Raw genomic sequence first — 24,133 nt, 5'->3', positions numbered from 1 at the left:
CATTCTGTCGCCAGTGGCGGGCCTGGTCTATTGCACTGCTTCGAAACGCCCGGCGCTGATGGTCAAGGTGCCGATCTGCGTGCCGACCGTGGCATGGATCGGCGCATATACTCCGGTTTGGCCGAGCGGCGCAAACGTCACCATCATGCGGCTTTTGTTCTTGAGATAGTTGAGCGCCTTGCGGCCCTTGCGATAGCCCGCCACGGGCTCGAAGCCCATCCGGCAAGTGACGGTGTCGCCCTTGTAGCCCGGCACCGAGATCGTGCCTTTCGAATCGTAGGTCAGCGTCAGATCGGCGCGCATCTCGCCATCGTAGAACTTGACCTTGCGGCCGCAGACTTGGTCGAGGCTGTCGGCATGGATGACGGTCGCCGCCATCGGATCGAGCACCCCTGCCAGGTCGCCGGCGCCGATCGGCACCCAGGCCTTCGGGTCGCGCTTGCCCGGCGCCGGGACGACCTGCGTCGAGGTCACCGTGCCATTGGCGAAGCGGATGTCGATCGCCGACGCCTTCTTGCCCGAGGTATAGTCGGCGCGGAACGCCTGCGGCACCATCTTTTGGCCTGAAATCGTGCCCTTGGACGAGATCGTGCCCCGCGTATCGTCGAACAGTTTGGCCAGGCCAGCGGCCGAAACGCTGCCTTCGATTGCGTAGGCGCCATTCTCGTAGTGGCTCGCGAAGGTCGATCTCGCGATCGAGAGACCAAGGAACGACACGGTGTATTCGCCCTTGAAGGACTGCGGCGAGGCCGCCGATGCGGCGGAGGGCACGGCGATGGCAAGCACGGCAACAAATGCGCGAGACGAACGAGGCATGGCGGGATCGGATCCTTGATTTTCGGCCGGAGGCGGGCAACTCCGGTCTGGCATGTCCCTATGAGACCGCTTATAGGGTGAATTCCGGCCTTAATATGAAATGCCGGGCGCTTCCGTGGGGAAGCCGGAGCTTGACGCCCCGGTGAAATGCAACTATGGAACGCCAACTTTTTCCATAAGGCCGCCTGACCAGAACCGCGCGCCACCCGGCGTGGGCACAAAGGTTTGGCAGGTCCCGAGAGAACTGAAGGTTAGAACCATGTCCCGCACCTGCGAACTCACTGCCAAGGCAGTCCAGACCGGCAACAATGTGAGCCACGCCAACAACAAGACCAAGCGTCGCTTCCTGCCGAACCTCGTCAATGTGACGCTGATCTCGGAAGCGCTGAACCAGAACGTGCGCCTGCGCATCTCGGCCAACGCGCTGCGTTCGGTCGAACATCGCGGTGGTCTCGATGCCTTCCTGGCCAAGGCCGACGTCAAGGAACTGTCGCAGCGCGCGCGCCTGCTGAAGAAGCAGATCGCCAAGAAGCTGGCCGAGCAGGTCGCTGCCTGACATCGTTTAAAGGCGGGGGACTACCGCCCTGGCCAACATCTTGTTGGTCTCTGGCCAACACCTTGTTGGCCTCTGGGGCATCGGATAGAAGCCGCAAGGTTTGACAATCCGATGCTCGAATACGAGCGAGCATAGTGCTCCGCTGGTTCCATTACCCAGGATAAAAAAATGACTTCATTTTCGCGGTATTTGCCCTTCGTGGCCGCCATGGCGCTTGTCGTCGTGGCATCGAACATTCTCGTGCAGTTCCCGATGCAGGGCCAGATCGGCAGCCTGTCGCTGGCCGACCTTTTGACCTGGGGCGCTTTCACCTACCCCTTCTCCTTCCTGGTAACCGACCTCGCCAACCGCCGCTATGGACCCGCCGTGGCGCGCCGGATCGTCTTTGTCGGCTTCATGACGGCGGTGGTCTGCTCGATTCTCGTTTCGCCCTTCCTGTTCCGTCATGGCCTGATCGAATTCGAGACCGCCGCCGACCGGCTGGTACGCATCGCGGCGGCTTCCGGGGCGGCATTCCTCTCCGCGCAATTGCTCGACGTCACCGTGTTCAATCGTTTGCGCCGGCAGAGCTGGTGGCGGGCGCCTATCGTCGGCACGCTGGTCGGATCGGTGTTCGACACGATGGTCTTCTTTACCGTGGCATTTTCGGCCGCTTTCGCCTTCGCCGGCCCCAATGACGGTTTTGCGCTCGAAACGGCGCCGCTGATGGGTGTTTTCCATGTCGACGCCATGCGCTGGGTTTCCTGGGCGCTCGGCGACCTCTCGGTGAAGCTGATCATCGCCATTGTCGCGCTCATCCCCTACCGGCTGCTCGCCGCCCGCTGGAGCCAGCCGGCGATCGCGGCTTAAACCATGATCCCGAAAAGTGGCCTCCGGTTTTCCGGAAAGATCGTGGTCAGACAAAGCCCATGATCCCCTGGGTCCAGCTCGATTCGGCAAAGACCGGGGATGGCGCGCAGGAGCTTCGCCTCAAGCGGCGCGGTTCCGAATTCTCGATCATGCTCGGCACCAATGAGCTGATGAACAGCCGCCTCAGCGGCTCCGAGGAAGCGCTGGCCAGGCTCTCCTGCCGGAAGATTGCCAGCCATCGCCAACCGAGGGTCCTCATTGGCGGGCTTGGCATGGGTTTTACCCTGCGCGCCGCTCTCGCCGAATTGGGCGGTGACGCCGGCATCGTCGTCGCGGAACTGGTGCCGGCGGTGGTCGCCTGGGCACGTGGCCCGATGACGGAAGTGTTTGGCGGCTGTCTCGACGATTCCCGGGTCGAGGTCCGGGAGACCGATGTCGGAGATCTGATACGGTCGCAGCCGTCCCGCTGGGACGCCATCCTGCTCGATGTCGACAATGGCCCCGAAGGCATCGTCCACAAGGGCAACGATGCGCTCTACAGCCTGACAGGCCTCAAGGCCGCACGCACGGCGCTGAAGCCTGGCGGCGTGCTGGCGGTGTGGTCGCAAGGGCCGGACAGCGGCTTCACGCGGCGGCTGAAGCAGGCTGGCTTCGTCGTCGAAGAGGTCGCCACGCGCGCCAACGGCAAGCGCGGCGCGCGCCACGTCATCTGGATCGCCACCAACGACTCGCGATGAACAGTCGACCCCCACTCCGTCGCTGCTTCGCAGCGCCACCTCTCCCCCGATCGACGGGGTAGAGGAAGGGCGCGAGCTTATGCCGGGAGGCTCCCTTCCTCTCCCTCCGGAGGGGGGAGAGGTGGCGCTGCGAAGCAGCGACGGAGTGGGGGAAGGCATCCAACTCAAACGAACCCCCATTGAAAACTCTCAACGTCAGGTTCGCAGCTGGAGCAGATGCTCAATCCTGGTGGAGAATAAATTCCAGATAGAGGTTGCGCTGCAGGATCGAGTGGTTGTCGTCGGAGACCAGCGACACCATCAGCGCGCCGTCATCGCGGGGCCAGACGTCGAGTCCTTCCATATTGTCGATCTGGTAGCCCATGTCGGCTTCCAGCAGAACCGGCCCGTCGGCGACGGCGCCCTTCTCGACACTCTCGCCATAGATACGCCGCAGCCGCATCTTGAGGCCGCCTGCCATCGAGAAGCTGCGCTCCAGGAGCAGCAGGTCGCCATCCGGCAGGAACGCACCGTCGGTGATGTCGAAATCACCGTTGCGCTTGACGGTGAACACGCCCTTGTGCGGCCCTTCGATGATGGCGGCATAGATGTTGCCTGATTTGTCGAGGCTCTTCTCCGACACCACCACCAGGCCGCCCTCATGCTGGCCATTGGCATTGGCATGGGTGACGGTCTCGAAACCGCGATTCTGGCGCAACTCCCAGGCTGGAATGAGGAAATCCAGCTGCTTGAACGGCGCCTTCATGTCACTCGGGTCGATCTTGAACTGGGCGACGCGATGGTTGCGTTCGAAGCCGACGGTGGCGATGCCGTCCTTGACGTCGAGCCCTTCGGCGTCGACCATCCATTTCTCGTCGATCGGCTGGCCGTTTTCATCGACCATCTGCTGCATGCGGAAATTCTGGATACCGGCCGGCCGCTTATCGGCGTCACGAACCACCGTCCCGAAGAACCAGAAGCCGGTGTCGGCCACCCCGATGAAATCGCCGCCCGCCTTCACGAAACGGAAGGCCGACAACGCACCGAAATCGCGCGTCGGCGAGGTCATCTCCAGGCCGCCGACGAATTCGAGCGGCCCGAACTGCTTGTCGGCGCGACCGATATGAAACTGGGTGATCGGGCGGGCCGAGATCTCGACCGGCTCGACAGAGCTGGACCGGACCGGACCGGCCGGCGCCGAAGCCACGCCGGCGAACAAGGCGATGGCAGCGAAAAGCGTCCGTCGAAAACCGCCCCGCGAAAGGATCATCCGGCGCGCCGCATGCCGCCACGCCGCGTGTCGCGCGCGCTTTCCTCGGCAAACAGCGAGGCCAATTGCTCGGTCATGGCGCCGGCCAGTTCCTCGGCATCGACGATGGTGACGGCGCGCCGATAATAGCGCGTGACGTCATGGCCGATACCGATGGCCAAGAGTTCGACCGGCGAGCGCGTCTCGATCAGTTCGATGACGGCGCGCAGATGGCGTTCCAGATAGTTGCCCGGATTGACCGACAGCGTCGAATCGTCGACCGGCGCGCCGTCCGAGATCATCATCAGGATCTTGCGCTGCTCTGGCCGGGCGATCAGGCGGTTGTGTGCCCACAGCAGCGCCTCGCCATCGATGTTTTCCTTGAGCAGGCCTTCGCGCATCATCAGGCCGAGATTGCGCCGTGCCCGCCGCCACGGATGGTCGGCGGATTTGTAGATGATGTGGCGCAAATCGTTGAGGCGGCCGGGATTCGGCGGCTTGCCGTCCTTCAGCCACTTCTCACGCGCCTGCCCGCCCTTCCACGCCCGCGTGGTGAAGCCGAGGATCTCGACCGAGACGCCGCAGCGCTCCAGCGTGCGCGCCAGGATGTCGGCGCAGGTGGCGGCGACAGTGATCGGCCGGCCGCGCATCGAGCCGGAATTATCGAGCACCAGCGTCACCACCGTGTCGCGGAATTTGGTGTCACGCTCCTGCTTGAAGGACAGCGGCTGCATCGGGTCGATGACGACGCGCACCAGGCGCGCCGGGTCAAGGTAACCCTCTTCCAGGTCGAAATCCCAGGACCGGTTCTGCTGCGCCATCAGGCGGCGCTGCAGCCGGTTAGCGAGCCGCCCGACGACGCCGGACAGATTGGCAAGCTGCTTGTCGAGGAAGGCGCGCAGCCGGTCGAGCTCTTCTTCTTCGCAAAGCTCCTCGGCCCCGACCGTCTCGTCGAAAGCGGTGGTGAAGACCTTGTAGTCGATTTCCTTCGGCAGGTTGGTGAAGGGATTGTCGTTGCGGCGCGCCTCGCCGGGCGTCTCAGCATCGGCATCGTCATCGTCGGACAGATCGTCGGCGGTGGCGTCGGACGCTTCCGTCTCGGACGACTGCTCATCGTCGGCCGAAGCTTCGGCGTCCTCTGACTGCGACTGCTCGGAGCCGGAATCCTCTTCGCCGCCCTCCTCGCTCTGCTCCTCGCCTTGCGGCTGGTTGTCGTCATTGTCCTCGGAGTCTTCCGTCTCCTGGTCGTCGCCGAGTTCCTCGGCCATTTCCATGGAGGCGAGCATCTCGCGCACGACGCGGGCGAAGGCCTGCTGGTCCTCGAGCTTGGCCGACAAGCCTTCGAGATCGGCCTTGGCCTTTTCCTCGACCCAGGGGCGCCAGAGCTCGACCAGCCGCTCGCCGCTCTTCGGGATCGACCTTCCGGTCAGCTTCTCGCGCACCATCAGCGCCAGCGCTTCCTCGATCGGTGCGTCGGCCTTGTCCTTGACGTCGATGAGGTTGGCCTTGGCGTATTTGTCCTCCAGCATCGAGCCGATATTGTCGGCGACGCCTTGCATGGCGCGGCTGCCGATCGCCTCGACACGGGCCTGCTCGACCGCGTCATAGATGGCGCGGGCCGCCTTGCCTTCCGGCGCCAGCTTGGTGTGGATGCGCTGATCGTGGCAGGCGCGCTTCAGCGCCATGGAATCGCCGAGGCCGCGGGTAATCGCAATGTCGGTCTTCGATGCCTTCTTCGGCAGTTCGGGCAAGCGCGCGCGGCTGCCGGCGAGCGCCGGCCTATCCTTGGCGAAGCCGACTTCCATTTCCTTGTCGCCGGCAATGGCGCGCATGCAGACGGTAACGGCGCGCTTGAAGCTATCGGCTTCAGACCCCGTCTTCGACTTGTTGCGCGTGTTGTCGCCCGGACCCGCCATCGAGACTCTGCTTAGCCCAGCACCACGTTGGCCGCGCTCTCCGGCAGATCCTCGCCGAAGGCACGCTGGTAGAACTCGGCCACTACCGAGCGTTCCAGTTCGTCGCACTTGTTCAGGAAGGTCAGCCGGAACGCCATGCCTATATTGCCGAAGATCTCGGCATTCTCGGCCCAGGTGATGACGGTACGCGGGCTCATCACCGTCGACAGATCGCCGTTGATGAAGGCTGAGCGCGTCATGTCGGCGACGCGCACCATCTTGTTGACGATGTCCTTGCCCTTGCCGTCGCGATAGTGCTTGGCCTTGGCCAGCACGATGTTCACTTCATTGTCGTGCGGCAGATAGTTCAGCGTGGTGACGATCGACCAGCGGTCCATCTGCGCCTGGTTGATCTGCTGCGTGCCGTGATAGAGGCCGGTGGTGTCGCCGAGACCCACCGTGTTGGCGGTCGAGAACAGCCGGAACGCCGGATGCGGACGTATGACCCGGCTCTGGTCGAGCAGCGTCAGCCGGCCCGAGGATTCCAGGACGCGTTGGATGACGAACATCACGTCCGGACGCCCGGCGTCATACTCGTCGAAGCACAGCGCGACATTGTGCTGATAGGCCCAAGGCAGGATGCCGTCGCGGAATTCGGTGATCTGCAGCCCGTCCTTGACGACGATGGCGTCCTTGCCGACGAGATCGATACGGCTGACATGGCTGTCGAGGTTGACGCGCACGCAGGGCCAGTTGAGGCGGGCGGCGACCTGTTCGATATGGGTCGACTTGCCGGTGCCGTGATAGCCCGAGACCATGACGCGGCGGTTGTAGGCGAAGCCGGCAAGGATCGCCAAGGTGGTCGCCTTGTCGAACAGATAGTCCGGATCGATGTCCGGCACATGTTCGCTGGTTACCGAATAGGCCGGCACCACCATCTTGGAGTCGAAGCCGAATTTGTCCTTCACCGAGACCGTTGTGTCGGGCAGGTTGGCGATGTCGCGATCGACCTTGTTCATATCTCTCAACGTCTCCACGGGCGAAACGTCCCGTTTCGCCGGCAATCGATTTTGTTCGGGGGCGGTCTTAAAGCCTTTTCCACCCTTATGAAAGTTGGAAAACGACACAAACCATAGGGTCGCTCAGCACAGGCCCGCCTGTTTGAGCACGCGATAGGCCTGCAGCACATCGCGGAACCGGTCTTCCGAACCTCTGTCGCCACCATTCGCATCCGGATGGTGGCGCTTCACCAGTTCCTTATAGCGCGCCTTGATATCCTTGCCAGTCGCCTTTGTATCAAGGCCAAGCGTTTCCAGCGCCTTGGCCTCAAGCGGCTTGGCCTTGCGCTCGCGCGCCTCACGCGGATCCTTCGGCCCCTTGAACAGATCGAACGGGTCGCGCATGCGGTTGTAGTAGCCGGCGCGGCCGGAGCGCATCTGCGCCATATCGGGCGACGAACGTGTCGAGGCGCCGTTGACGCCCATCTTCCAGGTCGGCCGGTGGCCGGTCATCGCTTCCTTCTGGAAGCGTGCGACCTCGGTGTCCGGCACGCCGGAGAAGTAGTTGAAGCCCTTGTTGTACTCGCGCACATGGTCGAAGCAGAAGCGGAAATACTCGCCCTCCTTCATCCGCCCGACCGGCGCGCGATGGGTGCCCGCCTCCTTGCAGCCGTCCCACTGGCAAATCGGCGAATGCGACTTCAGCTCCGCGTCCTTGTCGGGGCGGACGCGAATCTTCTCGAAATATTTGGGGTACGGCTTCATCTGACCCATTTATGGGGCGTTCGCAGATGCGAAACAAGAATTGACATTTTCGCGATCATCGCCCTAACCGCTGAATCGCGGCATAAAGCAGGCGAATGGCGGATTTTGTTGCGCGGTAGCGGCCCCCGTATGAACCGGTTTTCGGTTTTCACGCTGGCGCGCCGGCCATATGTGGTGAACGGAGACGACTATGTCCATACAGGCGACCATGGAAGACAAGATCAACAAGGCATTTTCGCCGGAGCGGCTGGTGATCATCAACGAAAGCCATCTTCATGCCGGCCACCATCATCACGGCTCCGACCATCACGGCGTCTATGACGGCACCGGCGAGACGCATTTTCGCGTCCGTGTCGTCGCGTCCGCCTTTGCCGGCATGAACCGCATCGACCGCCACCGCGCCGTCAACGAACTGCTCGCCGACGAATTGAAGGCCGGCGTGCACGCGCTGGCGATCGAACCGGCGGCTCCCGGCGAAAAGACCCGCTGGTAGGCCAGCCAGCCCTGTCACGGGCGCTCAGAGCACCGCTTCGATCAGGAACGGCCCCCGCCGCGACAAGGCACTGTCCAGAAGCGCATCGAACCGTTCGCAGGTCTCGGCGCGCGCGGCCTCCACGCCCATGCCTTTTGCCAGCGAGACCCAGTCCAGCGGCGGATGGTCGAGGTCGAGCATGCGCCTGGCGTTCTCGCCGATCGCCCCGACGCCGACATTCTTCATCTCGCCATGCAGGATGGCGTAGGTGCGGTTGGAAAAGACGATCGTCACCACATCGAGATTTTCCCGGGCCTGGGTCCACAGCCCCTGCACCGTGTACATGCCGCTGCCGTCGGCCTCCAGATTGATCACCTTGCGGTCGGGACAGGCGACTGCCGCCCCGGTCGCCATCGGGATGCCGCCGCCGATCGATCCGCCCGTACCCATCATGTAGTCGTGCGGCGCCGCATATGCCGACAGCGCGAAAAAGCGCCGCGCCGAGGTGACCGCTTCGTCGCAGATGATCGCATTGTCCGGCAGCTTGCGCGCCACCGACAGCGCGATGGCATCTTCGGTCAACTTGCCATTCGGCGTTGCCTCGTCCGGGAAAGCGGCCGCGAACGCCGTCTGCTGCGATGGCTTGATGCCCAGTTCCTCGCGAAGCGCTTCCAGCGCCGCATGGAGATCGTCGCCATGGGCGGCGAGCGTCAGCACCTGACAGTCTTCGCGGACCAGCCGTCCGGGTTTTCCCGGATAGGCGAAGAAGGCGACCGGCTCCTTGCCGCCGACCAGCACCAGGACGTCGATGTCCCTGAGCAGCGCCGTCGCGGCATCGACCGGATAGGGAATACGGGTCGGCGCCACGCGCCCGCGTCCGCGCTGCATCCGCGCGGTCAGGACCTCGCTGAACAGACGGACACCGCCTGCGGTGGAAATCTGGCCGGCAATGTCGAGCGCATCGGCGCGCGCGGCGCGCCCGCGCACGATCATGCCGACCCGCCCCGGAGCGGCACGGATCGCCGCGGCGATCTTGCGTACGGCGTCCATGTCGGCGGCTCGCGTCGGCGCCAGCTTCACCTTGCCGACCGGGACCGCGCCGACTTCACCCCAGGCGGCATCCGCCGGCAGGATCAGCGTCGCGACGCCCGGCGGCGTCAGCGAGGCGCGAAAGGCGGCTTCGGCTGCCGGCGCGACATCCTCAGGACCTTTGACGCGGCCGACCCAGTTCGACATCGGCGCCGCGAGGCCCTCGATATCGCTGGTGAGTGGTGCGTCGAGCGGCAAATGATAGGAGGCATGGTCGCCGACGATGTTGATCATCGGGCTCAAGGCGCGCCGGGCGTTGTGCATGTTGGCCAGGCCATTGGCCAGACCAGGCCCCGTATGCAGCAAAGTCGCGGCGGGACGGTCGGTCATGCGCGCATAGCCGTCGGCGGCACCGGTCACCACGCCCTCGAAAAGGCCGAGCACGCAACGCATCCGCGGTTTGCGGTCAAGCGCGGCGACGAAATGCATTTCGGATGTGCCGGGATTGGCGAAACAGACCGTCACGTCATTGGCCAAAAGCACATCGCACAGGACATCGGCGCCATTCATGCAATTTTTCTCCCCATCACGAAGCCAATAGCACTCGCCGATGGCCGCACGGCAATATCCCGCCGCCGCTTTTGGTCTGATCCAGTGCCGCTGACGCCTGCGCTCCCCTTCAGCCGACCGTCGACTTCAGGAAAGCCAGCGCGGCCGCCGTCAGCGCGTCGCCGTCTTCGCCGAAATCGCGATTGATCGACATGTGCGTATAGGCGCTGCCGTCGAACAGCGTGACCTTGGTACCGGTGGCGCGCAAGCGCTCGGCAAAGGCTTTCGACTCCTCGCCGCGACCCTCGGCGCGGGAATAGGCGATGAAGGTCGGCGGATGCTTGCTGCCGTCGACATGGCTCGCCGGCGACAATGCCGCCCATTGCGATGGATCGGAAAACACCCGGGCATAGGCTCGCACCATACCGCCATTTTTCTCAAGCCTGGCGAGATCATAGGCCCTGGTATCGTCGAGAAGCAGCCCGGCGACGCCTGGCAGCCCGCCGCGCATTCCCGTCAGCGCGATCAGATGGCAGCCGGCCGAATGCCCCATGCCGACGATGCGCCTGGGATCACCGCCATGCCCGGCAATATTGGCCCTGACATAGGCATAGGCCTTTTCGACATCGCTGGCCTGGGTGGCGACATCCACCTGCGGCAGCATGCGATAGTCGATGGAAACGAAGCAGAACCCATTGGCGAGCAGGAAAGCCGGCTTTGCACCCACCTGGCTGCGTTTGCCGAACTGCCAGGCCCCGCCATGGACGAAAAACACCACCGGCAGGTTTTTCGCGCCATCGGGAGCATAGATGTCGAGTTTGGCCGGCCCATAGTCGAAGGTCGTTGGCGCGGGCTGGCGCAGGCGCCATGCCGCCGATGCTCCCAATGGCAACAGCGCCGTCACCGCGGCCAGAATCAGGCTTCGTCGATCGATCATCATGGTCTCCCGACCGTATCGGCCAAAGAGTGCCCGCAGGCGCCACGAGCGTCCAGTCAAGGATTGGTAATACCAGAGGTACGGCTTGGCGATCGACCATCGATCCAAACTACGAGAATGACATTCGATATCTTGGGACTCACCGCTGTCGACGAGGCCGGATCGACCGCCCTTCGTCGAACTCGCATCGGGCCGTAACTCTCGCCGTATCAGCCCGCTTCAAATGCACGGCTCCTTTTTGTTCAGTTCACGAAATCATATCTGCCCCTTGACGATCTCATCGCGCCATCACCACCTTCAGTATTGGATAAGCATTCCGGCCACACGGGGTGGCGTCCCAGGCTTCACTGCCAAATGCACATTCTCTCCTTCATGTGAAGGGAACCACAATGCGCTCCGGCAGTTGAATATGATGAGCTAGCTGACAGCCAGAACGGCTCTGAGGGCAAAGCATCATGCGTGAGAATCAGTCCGACGTCTTCGATCTGTTTTCGGAGATTTATGCGAACGCGGCCCAGGAAGAAATCAGCCTCCAGCAGTATCTCCTTGCTTGCCGAGAGGACAAGTCGATGTATGCCTCGGCGCCTGAACGGATGGTCGAGGCAATCGGCGAACCGAACCTGGTCGACACCAGCAAGGATGAACGGCTCGGCCGCATTTTTTCGAACCGCACCGTCAAGGTCTATCCATCCTTCTCCGAGTTCTACGGGATGGAGGACACGATCGAGCGCATCGCCGGATATTTCCGCTATGCCTCTCAGGGACTGGAGGAGCGCAAGCAGATCCTCTACCTCCTCGGCCCCGTCGGCGGCGGCAAATCCTCCCTTGCCGAACGGCTGAAGAAACTGATGGAGGAACGGCCGATCTACACGCTGAAGGCCGGCAGCCAGATCAGTCCGATTTTCGAATCGCCGCTTGGCCTTTTCCATCCCGACCGCATGGGAGACCTGCTGGAGGATAAATACGGGATAGCCCGGCGCCGTCTCAACGGACTTATCTCGCCCTGGGCGGCCAAGCGGCTCGACGAACTGTCGGGCGATATTTCCAAGTTCAGTGTCGTCAAGCTGATGCCGTCGCGGCTGCGCCAGATCGGCATTGCCAAGACAGAGCCCGGCGACGAGAACAACCAGGACGTCTCGGCCTTGGTCGGCAAGGTCGACATCAGGCAATTGGAAAATTTCAGCCAGTCCGATCCGGACGCCTATTCCTACAGCGGCGGCCTGAACCGGACCACGCAAGGCCTGCTCGAATTCGTCGAGATGTTCAAGGCGCCCATCAAGGTCCTGCACCCGCTGCTCACGGCGACCCAGGAAGGCAGCTACAATGGCACTGAGAATTTCGGCGCCTTCCCCTATCAGGGCATCATCATTGCCCATTCCAACGAATCGGAATGGCAGCAGTTCAAGAACAACAAAAACAACGAGGCCTTTCTGGACCGCATCCTCGTGGTCAAGGTGCCATATTGCCTGCGGATCACCGAAGAGAGGCATATTTACGAGAAATTGCTGCGCGAGAGCGAACTGGCCGGCAGCCCGTGCGCACCTGAAGTGCTGGACATTCTCAGCCGGTTCACCGTCTCGACTCGCCTTGCCGAGCACGACAATTCGCCGCTCTATACCAAGATGCGCGCCTATGACGGTGAAAACCTCAAGGAGGTCGATCCCAGGGCCAAGTCCGTTCAGGAGTATCGCGACGCAGCCGGCGTCGACGAGGGCATGACCGGCGTAAGCACGCGCTTCGCCTTCAAAATCCTGTCGCAGACGTTCAACTACGACACCAACGAGGTCGCGGCGGACCCGGTGCACCTGATGTACATCCTGGAAGAGGCGATCAAGCGCGAGCAGTTCCCGAAGGAAACGGAAGCCGCCTATCTCGAATTCATCAAGTCGGAGCTCGCGACCCGCTATGCCGAGTTCATCGGCCACGAAATCCAGAAGGCCTATCTGGAGTCATATAGCGAATATGGCCAGAACCTTTTCGACCGCTACATCGCCTATGCCGATGCCTGGATCGAGGATCAGGACTACAAGGACCCCGATACCGGCCAGATCCTCGACCGCGAGATCCTGGACAAGGAACTGTCGCAGGTCGAAAAGCCGGCCGGCATCGCCAATCCCAAGGATTTTCGCAACGAAGTGGTCAAATTCACATTGCGCGCCCGGGCGCGCAACCATGGCCGCAATCCGTCATGGACCAGCTATGAAAAGCTGCGTGAAGTGATCGAGAAGCGGATGTTCGGACAGGTTGAAGACCTTCTGCCCGTGATCAGTTTCGGCTCCAAACAGGACAGCGTGACGGAAAAACGCCACAATGAATTCGTGCAGCGCATGGTGCAACGTGGTTACACCGAGCGGCAGGTGCGCCGGCTTGTCGACTGGTACATGCGTGTGAACAAGGCGGGTTGAGGCAGGCCCGGATGCTTCCATGCCGATCTTTATCGACAGACGCCTGAATCCGAAGGACAAAAGCCTGGGCAACCGCCAGCGGTTTCTGAAGCGCGCGCGGGAGGAACTCAAGCGAAACATCCGCGACCAGGTCCGCGCCGGCCGCATCGCCGAGGTTGACCGGGAGCATGCCGTGCCCATGCCCCGGAAAGGCACCAGCGAGCCGGTCTTCAGCGATGCCAGGGACAGCGGCCGGCGCCAGCATATCTTGCCTGGCAACAGAACTTACATTTCAGGAGATCTGATCCCAAAGCCAGGTCTGGGAGGCGTGGGCTCTTCGTCTCCGGGAAATAGCGAATCCGAAGACGATTTTCGTTTCATGTTGTCACGCGAGGAGGTTCTCGATCTTTTCTTCGAGGATCTTGAACTGCCCGATCTGGTCAAGCTCAATCTCAAGCAGATATTGACGTTCAAGCCGAAGCGGGCGGGCTTCAGCGCCAGCGGCTCGCCGACCAACATCAATGTCGGCCGCACGATGCGCAACAGCCATGGTCGCCGCATTGCGCTCCGGCGTCCCAAACAGGCGCAATTGGATGAGATCGCCCGCCAGCTTGCACTGCTCGAAGCGCAACCCCCGAACGCGGCAAGGCGCGAACGCATCGCTGCCCTGCGCGAAGAACTCGATTTGATGGAGCGTCGTCGCCGGCGAATTTCCTATGTCGACCCGGTCGACATCCGCTTCAACCGCTTCGACCCCCAGCCGCAGCCCAATGCCAGCGCCGTCATGTTCTGCCTTATGGACGTTTCGGGATCGATGGGGGAGCGCGAAAAGGATCTGGCCAAACGCTTCTTCGTGCTGCTCCACCTATTCCTGACGCGGCGTTATGAGCGGACGGACATCGTTTTCATTCGTCACACCCACGAGGCCCAGGAGGTCGACGAGCAGACGTTCTTCTACCATACCCAGAGCGGCGGCACGGTCGTTTCCACGGCGCTCGAGGAAATGCACCGCACCATTGAACAGCGCTATCCGCCGACGGAATGGAACATCTATGCCGCCCAGGCCTCCGACGGCGACAATTTCGCCACCGATTCCGAACGCTGCATCGAGCTGCTCGGCGGCAAACTGATGCGGTTGTGCCAGTATTTCGCCTATGTGGAGATCATCGACGAGCGCGAAAGCCATATTTTTGGGTCGACCGAAAATGGCACCTCGCTTTGGCGCGCCTACAGCGCCATCGAGCAGAAATGGCCGAATTTCCAGATGCGGCGCATCGCATCCCCAGCGGATATCTACCCCGTCTTTCGCGAGCTCTTCGCCAGGCAGCCGGCAATGCGTGCGAGCGCGTGAGGTATGTCGGATGGCTAGCCAAGCCGGTAAATCCAGGTTGCTTTTCTCAGGGTCCGACTGGGACTTCAAGACACTGTCGCGAGCCTATGACGAGATCGAGGCAATCGCGATTGATCAGCTTCACCTCGACACCTACCCGGTGCAGATGGAGGTTATTTCCTCGCAGCAGATGCTCGACGCCTACTCCTCGGTCGGCATGCCGCTGATGTACCGGCATTGGTCGTTCGGTAAGCATTTCCTCTACAACGAGCTTCTCTACCGCAAAGGTGGGCGCGGGCTGGCTTATGAGCTGGTCATCAATTCCGATCCCTGCATCGTCTACCTGATGGAAGAAAACACCATGGCCCTGCAGGCCCTGGTGACGGCCCATGCGGCACTCGGACATAACCATTTCTTCAAGAACAATCACCTTTTCCGCCAGTGGACGGACGCAGGCGGGATTCTGAGCTATCTGGACTTCGCGAAAGGTTACATCGCCCGGTGCGAGGAGCGTTACGGTCTCGCCGCCGTGGAAGCGGTTCTCGATTCGGCTCACGCGCTGATGGAGCAAGGCGTGTTCCGATACCACCGGCCGCCGAAACTCTCGTCGGAACAGCAACGCGAAGGCCTTCGCGAACGTCTCGAATACGAGGAGCGCTCCTACAATGATCTGTGGCGGACTCTGCCTCCGGTGCAGGACGCCGACAAGGCCGAAGCCGGGGAAGAAGTCTTGGCTGAACGGAAAAAATCGCTGAGCCTGCCCGAGGAGAACCTGCTCTATTTCCTGGAAAAGAACAGCCTCGTCCTGGAACCTTGGCAACGCGAGATCCTCCGCATTGTCCGGGTCATCGCACAGTATTTTTACCCGCAGCGGCAAACCCAGGTCATGAATGAGGGGTGCGCCACTTTCGTCCATTATACCTTGATGAACATGTTGTTCGACCGTGGCCGGATCAATGAAGGCACCATGCTCGAAATCCTGCGCAACCACTCGAACGTGATCTTCCAGCCTTCCTTCGACGACCCGCGGTTTTCCGGCATCAACCCCTATGCCCTCGGCCTTGACATGATGCAGGACATCCAGCGCATCTCGACCGAGCCGACGGCGGAAGACCGCGACTGGTTTCCCGACATTGCCGGCCGCGGCGACTGGCTCGAAACCTTGCTCGACGCCTGGGCCAATCACCGGGACGAATCCTTCATTCGCCAATATCTCAGTCCGACCCTGATCCGGAAATGGCGGCTCTTCGTGCTGGCCGACGGCTCCGACCGACCGCACTACGAAGTCGCATCGATCCACGACGAGCGGGGCTACAGCAAGATACGGGCCGCGCTGGCCCAAAACTATGATTGGGGCGCAAACCGGCCCGATATCCAGATCGTGGACGTGGACTTGCTCGGCGACCGGCATTTGCGACTTCAGCACAAGGTGAAGGACGGCGTCCTGCTCGACAATGAGAGCCGCGACGCAACACTTCGCCACATCCGAAGCCTTTGGGGCTATGAGGTCAGCCTGGCGTCGGTCGATGCGGAAACAGACGCAACGCTCAGCGAACGCTGGACCAAGGATTGCTGAGCGCCGGACGGGATCCGTCTCAGCGCGAGGCGCTTAAGTGTCCACGGCCGGCCTGATCCTCAACCGGGCAATCCGGTTCTTGTCGCGTTTCATCACGGTGAAGCGCTTGCCGTGGAAGGTGAAAGCCTGTTTTTCCTCGGGGATCGACTGCGTCTCGTGAATGACGAGGCCGGCAATGGTGGTCGCCTCCTCGTCGGGCAGGTTCCAGTCGAGCGCCCGGTTCAGGTCGCGGATCGGCACCGTGCCCTCGACGACGACGGAACCGTCGGCCTCCTGCTTGACGCCATGGATGTCGACATCATGCTCGTCGGCGATCTCGCCGACGATCTCCTCGATGATATCCTCCAGCGTCACCAGCCCTTCGACCTCGCCATATTCGTCAACGACGACGGCAAAATGCGCCTTACGGCGCAGAAAGGCGTTGAGCTGTTCCTGCAACGTCGTGGTGTCCGGCACGAACCAGGGTTTCGAGGCGATCTTCATCACGTCGATCTTGGAAAAGTCGTTGCCGACTTCGTTCAACGCGCGCAGCAGGTCCTTGGCGTGCAGCACGCCGACAATGTTGTCGAGCGAGCCCTTCCACAACGGCATGCGCGTGTGCGGGCTCTGCAGGATCTCGCGCACCACCGCTTCCGGCGCATTGTCGGCATTGACCGAGCGCATGTTGGTGCGGTGCACCATGACATCGGAGACTTCGAGCTCCTCGAGATCGAACAGGCCGCCAATGCGATCACGATCCTCGCGCACCACCTGACCGTCGCGGCGGAAATCGTCGACCGCACCGCGCAACTCGTCCTGGCTCGAGCGCTGCGGCTCGATGCGCGACAGCTCGTAGCCGAACATGGCAAGCAGGCGCGTGCGCACGGCAACGATCAGCAGGATGAGGATTGCAAGGACGGCGACGACGACCCAGCCCGTCTGGTTGCTCATCTCAGCCGGCTTTCCCGTTGGCCGGGTGGTTCTCCCGGAGGAACGACAGCACTTCCGAAGCCGGCACGTCCTTGGCGATGAAGGCCTGGCCGACACCGCGCGTCAGGATGAAGGTCAGCGCGCCGCGCGACACTTTCTTGTCCTGGGTGATGAAGGCCAGCAGTGCCTCGGCGTCAGGCAGATCGCCAGGAATGTCGGCCATGCGCCACGGCAGCCCAACGGCGCGCAGATGGGTCTCGACGCGCGCCGCGTCGTCGGGGCTGGCCAGATTGAGGCGCGAGGAGAACCGGTGCGCCAGTGCCATGCCGATGGCGACCCCCTCGCCATGGACGAGGCGGGCGCCGTCATACTGCGTGGCGGCTTCCAGCGCGTGGCCGAACGTGTGGCCGAGATTGAGCAGCGCCCGGTCGCCGGTCTCGAACTCGTCGCGGGCGACGACGTCGGCCTTGGCGCGACAGGCCTCGGCAATCGCCTGCGCCCTCTCCGGGCCGCCGGCGAACACCTGCCTCCAGTTTTCTTCCAGCCAGGCGAAGAATTGCGGCCGGTCGATCAGCCCGTATTTGGCGAGCTCGGCATAGCCGGCGCGGAATTCGCGGATCGGCAGCGTGTCGAGCACTTCGGTGTCGGCCAGCACCAGCTTCGGCTGATGGAAAACACCGACGAGGTTCTTGCCGCGTGGACTGTTGATGCCGGTCTTGCCGCCGACGGAGGAATCGACCTGGGCCAGCAGCGAGGTCGGGATCTGCACGAAATTCATGCCGCGCCGCACGATGCCGGCGGCAAAGCCGGCAAGGTCGCCGATGACGCCGCCGCCCAAGGCGATGACGATGTCGCCGCGCTCCAGCCTGGCGGCCAGCACACCGTCGACCACCTCTTCGAGATGGACAAAACTCTTGGTCTTCTCGCCGGGCGGCAATGTGATGACGGCGGGCTGGATGCCGCCCTTTTCGAGCCCGGTCTTCAGCGCCTCGAGATGCACCGCCGCGACATTGGCGTCGGTGATGACGGCCGCGCGCGTGCCCGGCAGCCGGCGCGAGATCTCCTCACCCGCGCAAGACAGCAACCCTGAGCCGATGAGTATGTCGTAGGCCCGGTCGCCAAGCCCGACTTCGACGGTGACAGGCTGATCCACGCTCACGATTCGACCTCGCCTGTCGCGGCATTTTCCTCGATGCCGAAATGCCGGCAGAGCGCCTCCAGCACCTCGGCGGCGATGATTTCCTTGCGGTCGTCGCGGGTCGGCACGGTGACATCAGCGGTTGCGTAGACTGGATAGCGTTCGCCCATCAGCCGCTCCAGCACGGCACGGGGATCGGCGCTCTTCAACAGCGGCCGGTTCTGCTTCTTGGAGACGCGTTCCATCAAGAGGTCGAGCTCGGCCTTCAGCCACACCGACACGCCATGCGTGGCGATGGCCTCGCGCGTCTGTGCGTTCATGAAGGCGCCGCCGCCCGTGGAGAGCACCTGGGGGCCATTTTCCAGCACGCGCAGGATGACACGCTGTTCCAGCGCCCTGAACTCGGTTTCGCCATAGCGCTCGAACAGCTCCGGCACGGTCATGCGCGAGACGCTTTCGATCTCCTGGTCGCTGTCGATGAAGGGCAGCGAAAGCATCGTCGCCACCTTGCGGCCGATCGCCGTCTTGCCGGCGCCCATCAGCCCGACAAAGACGATGGACCGGCTGCCCAGCCGGTTAACCAGCGCGGCGCTGGTCTCGCCTGGAGGATTTGCGTGTAGCGCGTTCATGACACCATGACGGTTCTGGGGCCCTCTTTGCCGGCGTATCGACATGAAAAGCCCGTTTGCGTCAAGCATGCCGAGTAGAGGCAAGCCTATATCGGCCAAGGAATGCCTGCATCAGAAGTTGCTAACAAGCCTCCGCTTCGTCCTTGAATTGGCCGGATTGGCGTCCCATAAGGGCACAGGGCTGGGAACGCAGAACAAGAAGACGGGCGAAGATTGATGCCGACACTGTTTCGCTTTGTCGTGACCCTCGCGATTCTGGCCGGCATTGCCTATGGTACGATGTTCGCGCTGGTGATGTTCGTCGAACCGAAAAAAGCGGAGATGAGCGTGCGCATCCCGTTGGAAAAGCTGAATCCCAAAAAGAACTGAATCCCAAGAAGAACTGATCCTCAAGGATGAACAGCGCCGCCCGCATCGAGGCCTTCCTGGAAATGATGAGCGCCGAGCGTGGTGCTGCCGAGAACACGCTTTCCTCCTATCGCCGCGATCTCGAAGACGCTTCGAACGAGATCGATGGCGGGCTTGCCGGTGCGGCGGCCGCCGACATCCGCGCCTATCTCGACGACATCGCCGCCCGCGGCTTCGCGCCGACGTCACAGGCGCGCAAATTGTCGGCGATCCGCCAGTTCTTCAAGTTTCTCTACGCCGAGGGCCTGCGCGGCGACGACCCGACCGGCACGCTGGACAGCCCGAAAAAGGGACGGCCGCTGCCCAAGACGATGTCCGAGGCCGACACCGGCAGGCTGATCGACCGCGCCGCCACCGAAGCCGGCGACGCAGGGCTCGGCCATGCCGACAGGCTGGCGGCCCTGCGCCTGCATGCGCTGGTCGAGGTGCTCTACGCCACGGGCCTGCGCGTTTCCGAACTGGTCGGCCTGCCGGTGACGGTGGCGCAGCGCGACGACCGCTTCTTCATGGTGCGCGGCAAGGGCGACAAGGAACGCATGGTGCCGCTGTCGGCCAAGGCGCGCGCGGCGATGCGAACCTGGCTTGCCGCCCGGGCCGGAGTGCCCGCCTTCGCAGAAAGCCCGTTCCTGTTTCCGGCCGCCTCCGACAGCGGCTATCTTTCCCGCCAAGTCTTTGCCCGCGATCTGAAAGGGCTGGCGGCGCGGGCCGGCATCGCCTCGGCCAAGGTTTCACCACACGTGCTGCGCCATGCCTTTGCCAGCCATCTCCTGCAGAACGGCGCCGATCTCAGGGCCGTGCAGCAGTTGCTTGGCCATGCCGACATATCGACGACACAGATTTACACCCATGTGCTGGAGGAGCGGCTGGTGCGGCTGGTCAACGATCATCATCCGCTTGCCGACTAGGCCTCATATCGCTATGTGAGGACGACATTTCACCGCCCGGGGCCTTGGATTAAACGGTTCCGCAGTCATTGCCTTCCGACGTATCGGTCCGCTCACGCATGTACAATTACCTCGATTTCGAAAAGCCGGTGCAGGATCTTGAGCTCAAGATCCTCGAGCTGAAGAAGCTTGCCGAGAATGGCGAGGCGGTCGATGTCGCCGACGAGATCACCAGGCTGGAGAAGCGGTCGCGCGACGCGCTGCGCGATCTCTACAAGGCGCTGACGCCCTGGCAGAAAGTGCAGGTGGCACGCCACTCCGACAGGCCGCACTGCGTCGACTACATCAAGGGCCTGTTCAGCGATTTCACGCCGCTCGCCGGCGACCGCAATTTCGGTGAGGACCAGGCGATCGTCGGCGGTTTCGCCCGCTTCCGCGGCGAGCCCATCGCGATCATCGGCCAGGAGAAGGGTTCGGATACGACCAGCCGGCTGAAGCACAATTTCGGTTCGGTGCGCCCTGAAGGCTATCGCAAGGCGGTGCGGCTGATGGAGCTTGCCGATCGCTTCAAGATCCCGCTCCTGACCCTGGTCGACACGGCGGGTGCCTATCCCGGCGTCGGCGCCGAGGAGCGGGGCCAGGCGGAAGCCATCGCCCGCTCGACCTCGGCCTGCCTTGCGCTCAAGGTGCCGTCGATTTCGGTGGTCATCGGCGAAGGCGGCTCTGGCGGCGCCATCGCGATCGCCACCGCCAACCGTGTCTACATGCTCGAACACGCCATCTATTCGGTGATTTCGCCGGAGGGCGCGGCCTCGATCTTGTGGCGCGACACCACCCGCTCCAAGGACGCGGCGACCAACATGAAGATCACCGCGCAGGATCTTTTGGAATTGAAGATCATCGACGCCATCATCCCCGAGCCGATGGGCGGCGCCCAGCGCGCGCCCGAGACGGTGATTGCCGCGACCGGCGACCTCATTGCCAAGACGATGAAGGACTTTGCCGGCGCCAACACCGATTTCCGCGAGCAGCGCCGCGAGAAATACCTGGCGATGGGGCGCAGCCTCTGACCCGCTGACGCCGGAACGAGGTCATCGGAAGCGGCTTGCCCACCGCAATGTGGCGTCAATGAGCAATTTCGCCACAAAAATGCCGCCGCATTCGGGTCAATGAAGTTGCAACGAAGGGTTGGGAAGTTGCCACGAAGGCTCGGGAAATTGCCGCGAAGGGGTTGACCGACGCTTGCGGTAAGGAATTTTCAAGGTTAACGGGCTTACGGTCCGTCGGTGTTCAGCATGTGGGCTCGGCCGTTTCGAAGCCATTGGCCCGAGGGAAAAGACATAGCCGTATCCATGTTTGCCAAGCTCGCCCGTACCGGAGTCCTCGTCGCCTCGATCGCTATCGCCGGCTGCAATGATTCGTCGATGAAGGACTTTGCCCCGGAGGCCAACAAGCCGCTGCCGGACAAGATCCTGGCCGACATGAAGGCCAAGGGCATGGTGCGCACCTCCTCGGTGATGGCGCGTATCTTCAAGGAAGAAGGCAAGCTCGAAATCTGGAAGGCCAAGACCAACGGCCGTTACGACATGGTCGCCAGCTACGACATCTGCAAATGGTCGGGCAAGCTCGGTCCGAAATACACCGAGGGCGATCGCCAGGCGCCGGAAGGCTTCTACACGGTTCGCCCGTCCCAGATGAACCCGCGCTCGAACTACCATCTATCCTTCAACATCGGCTTTCCCAACGCCTATGACCGTGCCAACGGCCGCACCGGCCAGAACCTGATGGTGCACGGCGCCTGCTCGTCCTCGGGCTGCTATTCGATGACCGACGCGCAGATCGAGCAGATCTATGCCTTCGGCCGCGACGCCTTCCAGGGCGGGCAGACCGAGTTTCAGGTCGAGGCCTTTCCGTTCCGCATGACCGCCGCCAACATGGCGCGCTATCGCAACGACCCGAACTACGAGTTCTGGAAGATGCTGAAGGTCGGCTACGACAATTTCGAGATCACCAAGGTGCCGCCGAAGGTCGACGTCTGCGAAAAGCGCTACGTCTTCAACCAGGTCGCCCCCGACGGCCAGACATTCGATCCGACCGGACCGTGCCCGGCGACCACGCAGCCGGATTCGCTGAAGAGCGCCTACAACGCCTATCAGAGCACCTATGACGCGGCGTTCACCGGCGCGCTCAAGGCCAGCGTGCCGCCGCCCAGGCCGACCATCGCAGGCATCAAGGAAGCCAGCATCGTCTCCGACTGGTCGAAGCGCCGGGCGCGCGGCGAGCGCGTGCCGATCGACCCGCCTTCGCTCAATTCCAATGGCACGGTGACCGAGACGACGCGCATGGGCCGCATCGATTCACCGACCGGCCGCAAGATGGCTGCACTCGACGCCGAGAAAGCCGCCAAGCAGAAGGCCGAGGAGCAGAGGCTGGCTGCGATAGAGGCTGCCAAGCAGGCCAAGGAAGCCGCCAAGGCACAGGCGCTCGCCGAGAAGGAAGCGGCCAAGGCCGCCAAGGAGGCGCCTGCCGCCACCGCCACCATAGCCGCCCCGACCGAGGCCGCGCCGGAAGCTGAAACGCAGGCCGCCAATGCCGATGAGAGCCGGGTGACCAAACTCAAGAACAAGCTGCTCGGCATGTTCGGCGGCTGAGGTTCTATCCTTGGCCGAACGCACCGCGATCTATGATCTCAAGGGGCTGAACTGTCCCCTACCCGTGCTTAAAGCGAAAAAACGTCTTGCCGGCATGCTGCCGGGCAGCAGGCTTTGGCTCGAGACCACCGATCCTCTGGCTGTCATCGACATCCCTGCCTTTTGCTCGGATGCAGGCCATCAGTTGATCGAAACGGCGGCTGTCGTGGGTGGCCACCGTTTTCTGGTCGAACGCGGCGCGCAGGGAACGTAGCGTTTACCGCCCGGCAATCGCCAGCGGATTGTTTTCCAGCGCCGCGCGGTCGGGCGTGTCGATCGAGGGCCGGTTGGTGAAGGCGGCGAACAGCCGGCGCACATAGTCTTCCGGCATGTCGAGCGTGATCAGCACCAGCCGCGTGCCACGTTGGCTGTCCGGCCAGGAGGGCAACTGCACCGGCGGATGCAGGATCTTCTGCACGCCATGCACGACCAGCGGCCGCGACGGATCTTCCTGCAATTCGATGACGCCCTTCATGCGCAAGAGGTGTTCGCCATGCGTCGAGCGCAGAAGGTCGAGAAACATCTCGATGGCCGAAAACGGCACCGGACCATCATGCACCAGTGAATAGGAGCGCACGCGCTGGTCGTGCCGGTGACCATGATCGTGCCCGTCATGGTGATCGTACCCTTCATGGTGATCGTGCCCGTCATGGTGATGGTCATGATGGTGGTGATCGTGCGCCGCTTCCTCGCCGAGCCAGCGCCGCACGTCCGCGGATTTGGTGGCTGGATTGTAGAGGCCGCAGTCGAACAGCGCCGCCACGCCCGTCCCCGTATCGCCGGCATCGAGCAGTTCGGCACCCGGATTGATCTGCCGCAGGCGCGCCCGCAGCATTTCGAGTTCTACGGGGCCGGCAACCAGGTCGGCCTTGCTCAGCACGATGCGGTCGGCGACCGCGACCTGCTTGACCGCCTCGACATGGGCATCGAGCGTGGCGTCGCCATTGACCGCATCGACCAGCGTGATGACGCCGTCGAGCCGGAAAGCCTGGACCAGCGCCGGATGCGCCATGATCGATTGCAGCACGGGCGCCGGATCGGCGAGCCCAGTGGTCTCGACGATGACGCGGGCAAGGCGTGCGATGCGCCCGGTCTGCAGCCGGTCGACCAGGTCGGCCAGCGTATCGACCAGTTCGCCGCGCACCGTGCAGCACAGGCAGCCGTCGGAAAGCTGGATGATGCCGTCGGAGGCCTGCTCGACAAGCAGATGGTCGATCGCCACCTCGCCGAACTCGTTGATGATGACCGCCGTGTCGGCCAGCGCCGGATCCTTCAGCAGCCGGTTGAGCAGCGTCGTCTTGCCGGCGCCGAGGAAGCCGGTCAGTACCGAGACGGGTATCGGGAAACTCGCCAT

23 protein-coding genes are annotated in these 24,133 nt (G+C 62.8%); 12 read left to right on the top strand and 11 right to left on the bottom strand.

Annotation, left to right across the window (positions count from 1 at the left end; translation table 11 throughout):
• Positions 1-27: 27 nt before the first annotated feature.
• Positions 28-816, bottom strand: a complete 789-nt coding sequence (locus tag MESOP_RS07750; RefSeq protein WP_013892783.1) for a DUF3108 domain-containing protein — start codon at positions 814-816, stop codon at positions 28-30.
• Positions 817-1,075: 259 nt separating this feature from the next.
• Here MESOP_RS07750 and rpmB point away from each other — a divergent pair, with 259 nt between their 5' ends.
• The 3 genes from rpmB to MESOP_RS07735 all read left to right on the top strand — a co-directional run bounded on the left by rpmB (position 1,076) and on the right by MESOP_RS07735 (position 2,958).
• Entirely contained in the window at positions 1,076-1,372 is a 297-nt protein-coding gene (gene rpmB, locus MESOP_RS07745) for a 50S ribosomal protein L28 (protein ID WP_010911765.1), read from the top strand.
• 168 nt (positions 1,373-1,540) lie between these two features.
• The gene (locus tag MESOP_RS07740) at positions 1,541-2,221 is read left to right on the top strand and encodes a queuosine precursor transporter (RefSeq protein WP_013892782.1); all 681 of its coding nucleotides are present in this window, start codon (positions 1,541-1,543) and stop codon (positions 2,219-2,221) included.
• A gap of 59 nt (positions 2,222-2,280) precedes the next feature.
• A complete protein-coding gene (locus MESOP_RS07735; RefSeq protein WP_013892781.1) occupies positions 2,281-2,958 on the top strand; it encodes a spermidine synthase in 678 nt (225 codons plus the stop codon).
• Positions 2,959-3,178: 220 nt separating this feature from the next.
• Here MESOP_RS07735 and MESOP_RS07730 read toward each other — a convergent pair whose 3' ends face one another.
• The 4 genes from MESOP_RS07730 to MESOP_RS07715 form a co-directional block, all read right to left on the bottom strand.
• Positions 3,179-4,207 carry an esterase-like activity of phytase family protein gene (locus MESOP_RS07730; protein WP_013892780.1) on the bottom strand — a complete coding sequence of 343 codons (1,029 nt, stop codon included), beginning with the start codon at positions 4,205-4,207 and terminating at the stop codon, positions 3,179-3,181.
• The gene (gene cobT / locus MESOP_RS07725) at positions 4,204-6,102 is read right to left on the bottom strand and encodes a cobaltochelatase subunit CobT (RefSeq protein WP_013892779.1); all 1,899 of its coding nucleotides are present in this window, start codon (positions 6,100-6,102) and stop codon (positions 4,204-4,206) included. Before cobT ends, MESOP_RS07730 begins: the two co-directional genes overlap by 4 nt.
• Positions 6,103-6,113: 11 nt before the next feature.
• Positions 6,114-7,100 carry a cobaltochelatase subunit CobS gene (gene cobS / locus MESOP_RS07720; RefSeq protein ID WP_023763848.1) on the bottom strand — a complete coding sequence of 329 codons (987 nt, stop codon included), beginning with the start codon at positions 7,098-7,100 and terminating at the stop codon, positions 6,114-6,116.
• Between the two features lie 123 nt (positions 7,101-7,223).
• Positions 7,224-7,853: a J domain-containing protein gene (locus MESOP_RS07715; RefSeq protein ID WP_013892777.1), complete on the bottom strand. Its 630-nt coding sequence runs from the start codon at positions 7,851-7,853 to the stop codon at positions 7,224-7,226.
• A gap of 181 nt (positions 7,854-8,034) precedes the next feature.
• On the opposite strand from MESOP_RS07715, the gene MESOP_RS07710 reads away from it, so the two are divergent.
• Positions 8,035-8,337 carry a BolA family protein gene (locus MESOP_RS07710; RefSeq protein ID WP_013892776.1) on the top strand — a complete coding sequence of 101 codons (303 nt, stop codon included), beginning with the start codon at positions 8,035-8,037 and terminating at the stop codon, positions 8,335-8,337.
• Positions 8,338-8,361: 24 nt separating this feature from the next.
• On the opposite strand, the gene MESOP_RS07705 is transcribed toward MESOP_RS07710, so the two are convergent.
• On the bottom strand, positions 8,362-9,915 hold the full coding sequence (locus MESOP_RS07705; protein WP_013892775.1) for an acetolactate synthase large subunit: 1,554 nt from the start codon (positions 9,913-9,915) through the stop codon (positions 8,362-8,364).
• A 109-nt stretch (positions 9,916-10,024) separates the two neighbouring features.
• Positions 10,025-10,831 (bottom strand): alpha/beta hydrolase, encoded by an 807-nt coding sequence (locus MESOP_RS07700; RefSeq protein ID WP_013892774.1) that lies wholly within the window; start codon positions 10,829-10,831, stop codon positions 10,025-10,027.
• Between the two features lie 455 nt (positions 10,832-11,286).
• On the opposite strand from MESOP_RS07700, the gene MESOP_RS07695 reads away from it, so the two are divergent.
• From MESOP_RS07695 to MESOP_RS07685, 3 genes are read left to right on the top strand one after another with little or no spacing between them, the layout of a single operon-like run.
• On the top strand, positions 11,287-13,236 hold the full coding sequence (locus tag MESOP_RS07695; protein WP_013892773.1) for a PrkA family serine protein kinase: 1,950 nt from the start codon (positions 11,287-11,289) through the stop codon (positions 13,234-13,236).
• A gap of 19 nt (positions 13,237-13,255) precedes the next feature.
• Positions 13,256-14,566, top strand: a complete 1,311-nt coding sequence (locus MESOP_RS07690) for a YeaH/YhbH family protein (RefSeq protein ID WP_013892772.1) — start codon at positions 13,256-13,258, stop codon at positions 14,564-14,566.
• 10 nt (positions 14,567-14,576) lie between these two features.
• Positions 14,577-16,121 (top strand): SpoVR family protein, encoded by a 1,545-nt coding sequence (locus MESOP_RS07685; RefSeq protein ID WP_013892771.1) that lies wholly within the window; start codon positions 14,577-14,579, stop codon positions 16,119-16,121.
• Positions 16,122-16,154: 33 nt separating this feature from the next.
• Here MESOP_RS07685 and MESOP_RS07680 read toward each other — a convergent pair whose 3' ends face one another.
• From MESOP_RS07680 to MESOP_RS07670, 3 genes are read right to left on the bottom strand one after another with little or no spacing between them, the layout of a single operon-like run.
• The gene (locus tag MESOP_RS07680) at positions 16,155-17,051 is read right to left on the bottom strand and encodes an HlyC/CorC family transporter (protein ID WP_013892770.1); all 897 of its coding nucleotides are present in this window, start codon (positions 17,049-17,051) and stop codon (positions 16,155-16,157) included.
• Between the two features lies 1 nt (position 17,052).
• Positions 17,053-18,189 carry a 3-dehydroquinate synthase gene (gene aroB, locus MESOP_RS07675; RefSeq protein WP_013892769.1) on the bottom strand — a complete coding sequence of 379 codons (1,137 nt, stop codon included), beginning with the start codon at positions 18,187-18,189 and terminating at the stop codon, positions 17,053-17,055.
• On the bottom strand, positions 18,186-18,797 hold the full coding sequence (locus tag MESOP_RS07670; protein WP_013892768.1) for a shikimate kinase: 612 nt from the start codon (positions 18,795-18,797) through the stop codon (positions 18,186-18,188). Before MESOP_RS07670 ends, aroB begins: the two co-directional genes overlap by 4 nt.
• Before the next feature lie 216 nt (positions 18,798-19,013).
• Here MESOP_RS07670 and MESOP_RS07665 point away from each other — a divergent pair, with 216 nt between their 5' ends.
• The 5 genes from MESOP_RS07665 to MESOP_RS07645 all read left to right on the top strand — a co-directional run bounded on the left by MESOP_RS07665 (position 19,014) and on the right by MESOP_RS07645 (position 22,993).
• Positions 19,014-19,166, top strand: a complete 153-nt coding sequence (locus MESOP_RS07665) for a hypothetical protein (protein WP_013892767.1) — start codon at positions 19,014-19,016, stop codon at positions 19,164-19,166.
• Between the two features lie 26 nt (positions 19,167-19,192).
• Entirely contained in the window at positions 19,193-20,110 is a 918-nt protein-coding gene (locus MESOP_RS07660; RefSeq protein WP_013892766.1) for a site-specific tyrosine recombinase XerD, read from the top strand.
• A 98-nt stretch (positions 20,111-20,208) separates the two neighbouring features.
• Positions 20,209-21,159 carry an acetyl-CoA carboxylase carboxyltransferase subunit alpha gene (locus MESOP_RS07655; RefSeq protein ID WP_013892765.1) on the top strand — a complete coding sequence of 317 codons (951 nt, stop codon included), beginning with the start codon at positions 20,209-20,211 and terminating at the stop codon, positions 21,157-21,159.
• Between the two features lie 282 nt (positions 21,160-21,441).
• The gene (locus tag MESOP_RS07650; RefSeq protein ID WP_013892764.1) at positions 21,442-22,740 is read left to right on the top strand and encodes a L,D-transpeptidase family protein; all 1,299 of its coding nucleotides are present in this window, start codon (positions 21,442-21,444) and stop codon (positions 22,738-22,740) included.
• Between the two features lie 10 nt (positions 22,741-22,750).
• A complete protein-coding gene (locus tag MESOP_RS07645) occupies positions 22,751-22,993 on the top strand; it encodes a sulfurtransferase TusA family protein (RefSeq protein WP_013892763.1) in 243 nt (80 codons plus the stop codon).
• 3 nt (positions 22,994-22,996) lie between these two features.
• On the opposite strand, the gene MESOP_RS07640 is transcribed toward MESOP_RS07645, so the two are convergent.
• On the bottom strand, positions 22,997-24,133 hold the full coding sequence (locus tag MESOP_RS07640) for a CobW family GTP-binding protein (RefSeq protein ID WP_013892762.1): 1,137 nt from the start codon (positions 24,131-24,133) through the stop codon (positions 22,997-22,999).

The organism is Mesorhizobium opportunistum WSM2075, from assembly GCF_000176035.2.
Classification (GTDB): Bacteria; Pseudomonadota; Alphaproteobacteria; order Rhizobiales; family Rhizobiaceae; genus Mesorhizobium; species Mesorhizobium opportunistum.
Note: the sequence above shows the minus strand (reverse complement) of the source record. Positions and strands in the feature narration are given on the sequence as shown.

Excerpts from the sequence above, each read along its gene's own strand:
- MESOP_RS07640 (WP_013892762.1), bottom strand. The coding sequence starts at position 24,133 with ATGGCGAGTTTCCCGATACCCGTCTCGGTACTGACCGGCTTCCTCGGC.
- MESOP_RS07740 (WP_013892782.1), top strand. The coding sequence starts at position 1,541 with ATGACTTCATTTTCGCGGTATTTGCCCTTCGTGGCCGCCATGGCGCTT.
- MESOP_RS07705 (WP_013892775.1), bottom strand. The coding sequence starts at position 9,915 with ATGAATGGCGCCGATGTCCTGTGCGATGTGCTTTTGGCCAATGACGTG.
- MESOP_RS07665 (WP_013892767.1), top strand. The coding sequence starts at position 19,014 with ATGCCGACACTGTTTCGCTTTGTCGTGACCCTCGCGATTCTGGCCGGC.
- cobT (WP_013892779.1), bottom strand. The coding sequence starts at position 6,102 with ATGGCGGGTCCGGGCGACAACACGCGCAACAAGTCGAAGACGGGGTCT.
- MESOP_RS07735 (WP_013892781.1), top strand. The coding sequence starts at position 2,281 with ATGATCCCCTGGGTCCAGCTCGATTCGGCAAAGACCGGGGATGGCGCG.
- MESOP_RS07710 (WP_013892776.1), top strand. The coding sequence starts at position 8,035 with ATGTCCATACAGGCGACCATGGAAGACAAGATCAACAAGGCATTTTCG.
- MESOP_RS07680 (WP_013892770.1), bottom strand. The coding sequence starts at position 17,051 with ATGAGCAACCAGACGGGCTGGGTCGTCGTCGCCGTCCTTGCAATCCTC.
- cobS (WP_023763848.1), bottom strand. The coding sequence starts at position 7,100 with ATGAACAAGGTCGATCGCGACATCGCCAACCTGCCCGACACAACGGTC.
- MESOP_RS07660 (WP_013892766.1), top strand. The coding sequence starts at position 19,193 with ATGAACAGCGCCGCCCGCATCGAGGCCTTCCTGGAAATGATGAGCGCC.
- MESOP_RS07750 (WP_013892783.1), bottom strand. The coding sequence starts at position 816 with ATGCCTCGTTCGTCTCGCGCATTTGTTGCCGTGCTTGCCATCGCCGTG.
- MESOP_RS07730 (WP_013892780.1), bottom strand. The coding sequence starts at position 4,207 with ATGATCCTTTCGCGGGGCGGTTTTCGACGGACGCTTTTCGCTGCCATC.
- MESOP_RS07715 (WP_013892777.1), bottom strand. The coding sequence starts at position 7,853 with ATGGGTCAGATGAAGCCGTACCCCAAATATTTCGAGAAGATTCGCGTC.
- MESOP_RS07695 (WP_013892773.1), top strand. The coding sequence starts at position 11,287 with ATGCGTGAGAATCAGTCCGACGTCTTCGATCTGTTTTCGGAGATTTAT.
- MESOP_RS07655 (WP_013892765.1), top strand. The coding sequence starts at position 20,209 with ATGTACAATTACCTCGATTTCGAAAAGCCGGTGCAGGATCTTGAGCTC.
- MESOP_RS07685 (WP_013892771.1), top strand. The coding sequence starts at position 14,577 with ATGGCTAGCCAAGCCGGTAAATCCAGGTTGCTTTTCTCAGGGTCCGAC.
- MESOP_RS07690 (WP_013892772.1), top strand. The coding sequence starts at position 13,256 with ATGCCGATCTTTATCGACAGACGCCTGAATCCGAAGGACAAAAGCCTG.
- MESOP_RS07670 (WP_013892768.1), bottom strand. The coding sequence starts at position 18,797 with ATGAACGCGCTACACGCAAATCCTCCAGGCGAGACCAGCGCCGCGCTG.
- MESOP_RS07650 (WP_013892764.1), top strand. The coding sequence starts at position 21,442 with ATGTTTGCCAAGCTCGCCCGTACCGGAGTCCTCGTCGCCTCGATCGCT.
- rpmB (WP_010911765.1), top strand. The coding sequence starts at position 1,076 with ATGTCCCGCACCTGCGAACTCACTGCCAAGGCAGTCCAGACCGGCAAC.
- MESOP_RS07700 (WP_013892774.1), bottom strand. The coding sequence starts at position 10,831 with ATGATCGATCGACGAAGCCTGATTCTGGCCGCGGTGACGGCGCTGTTG.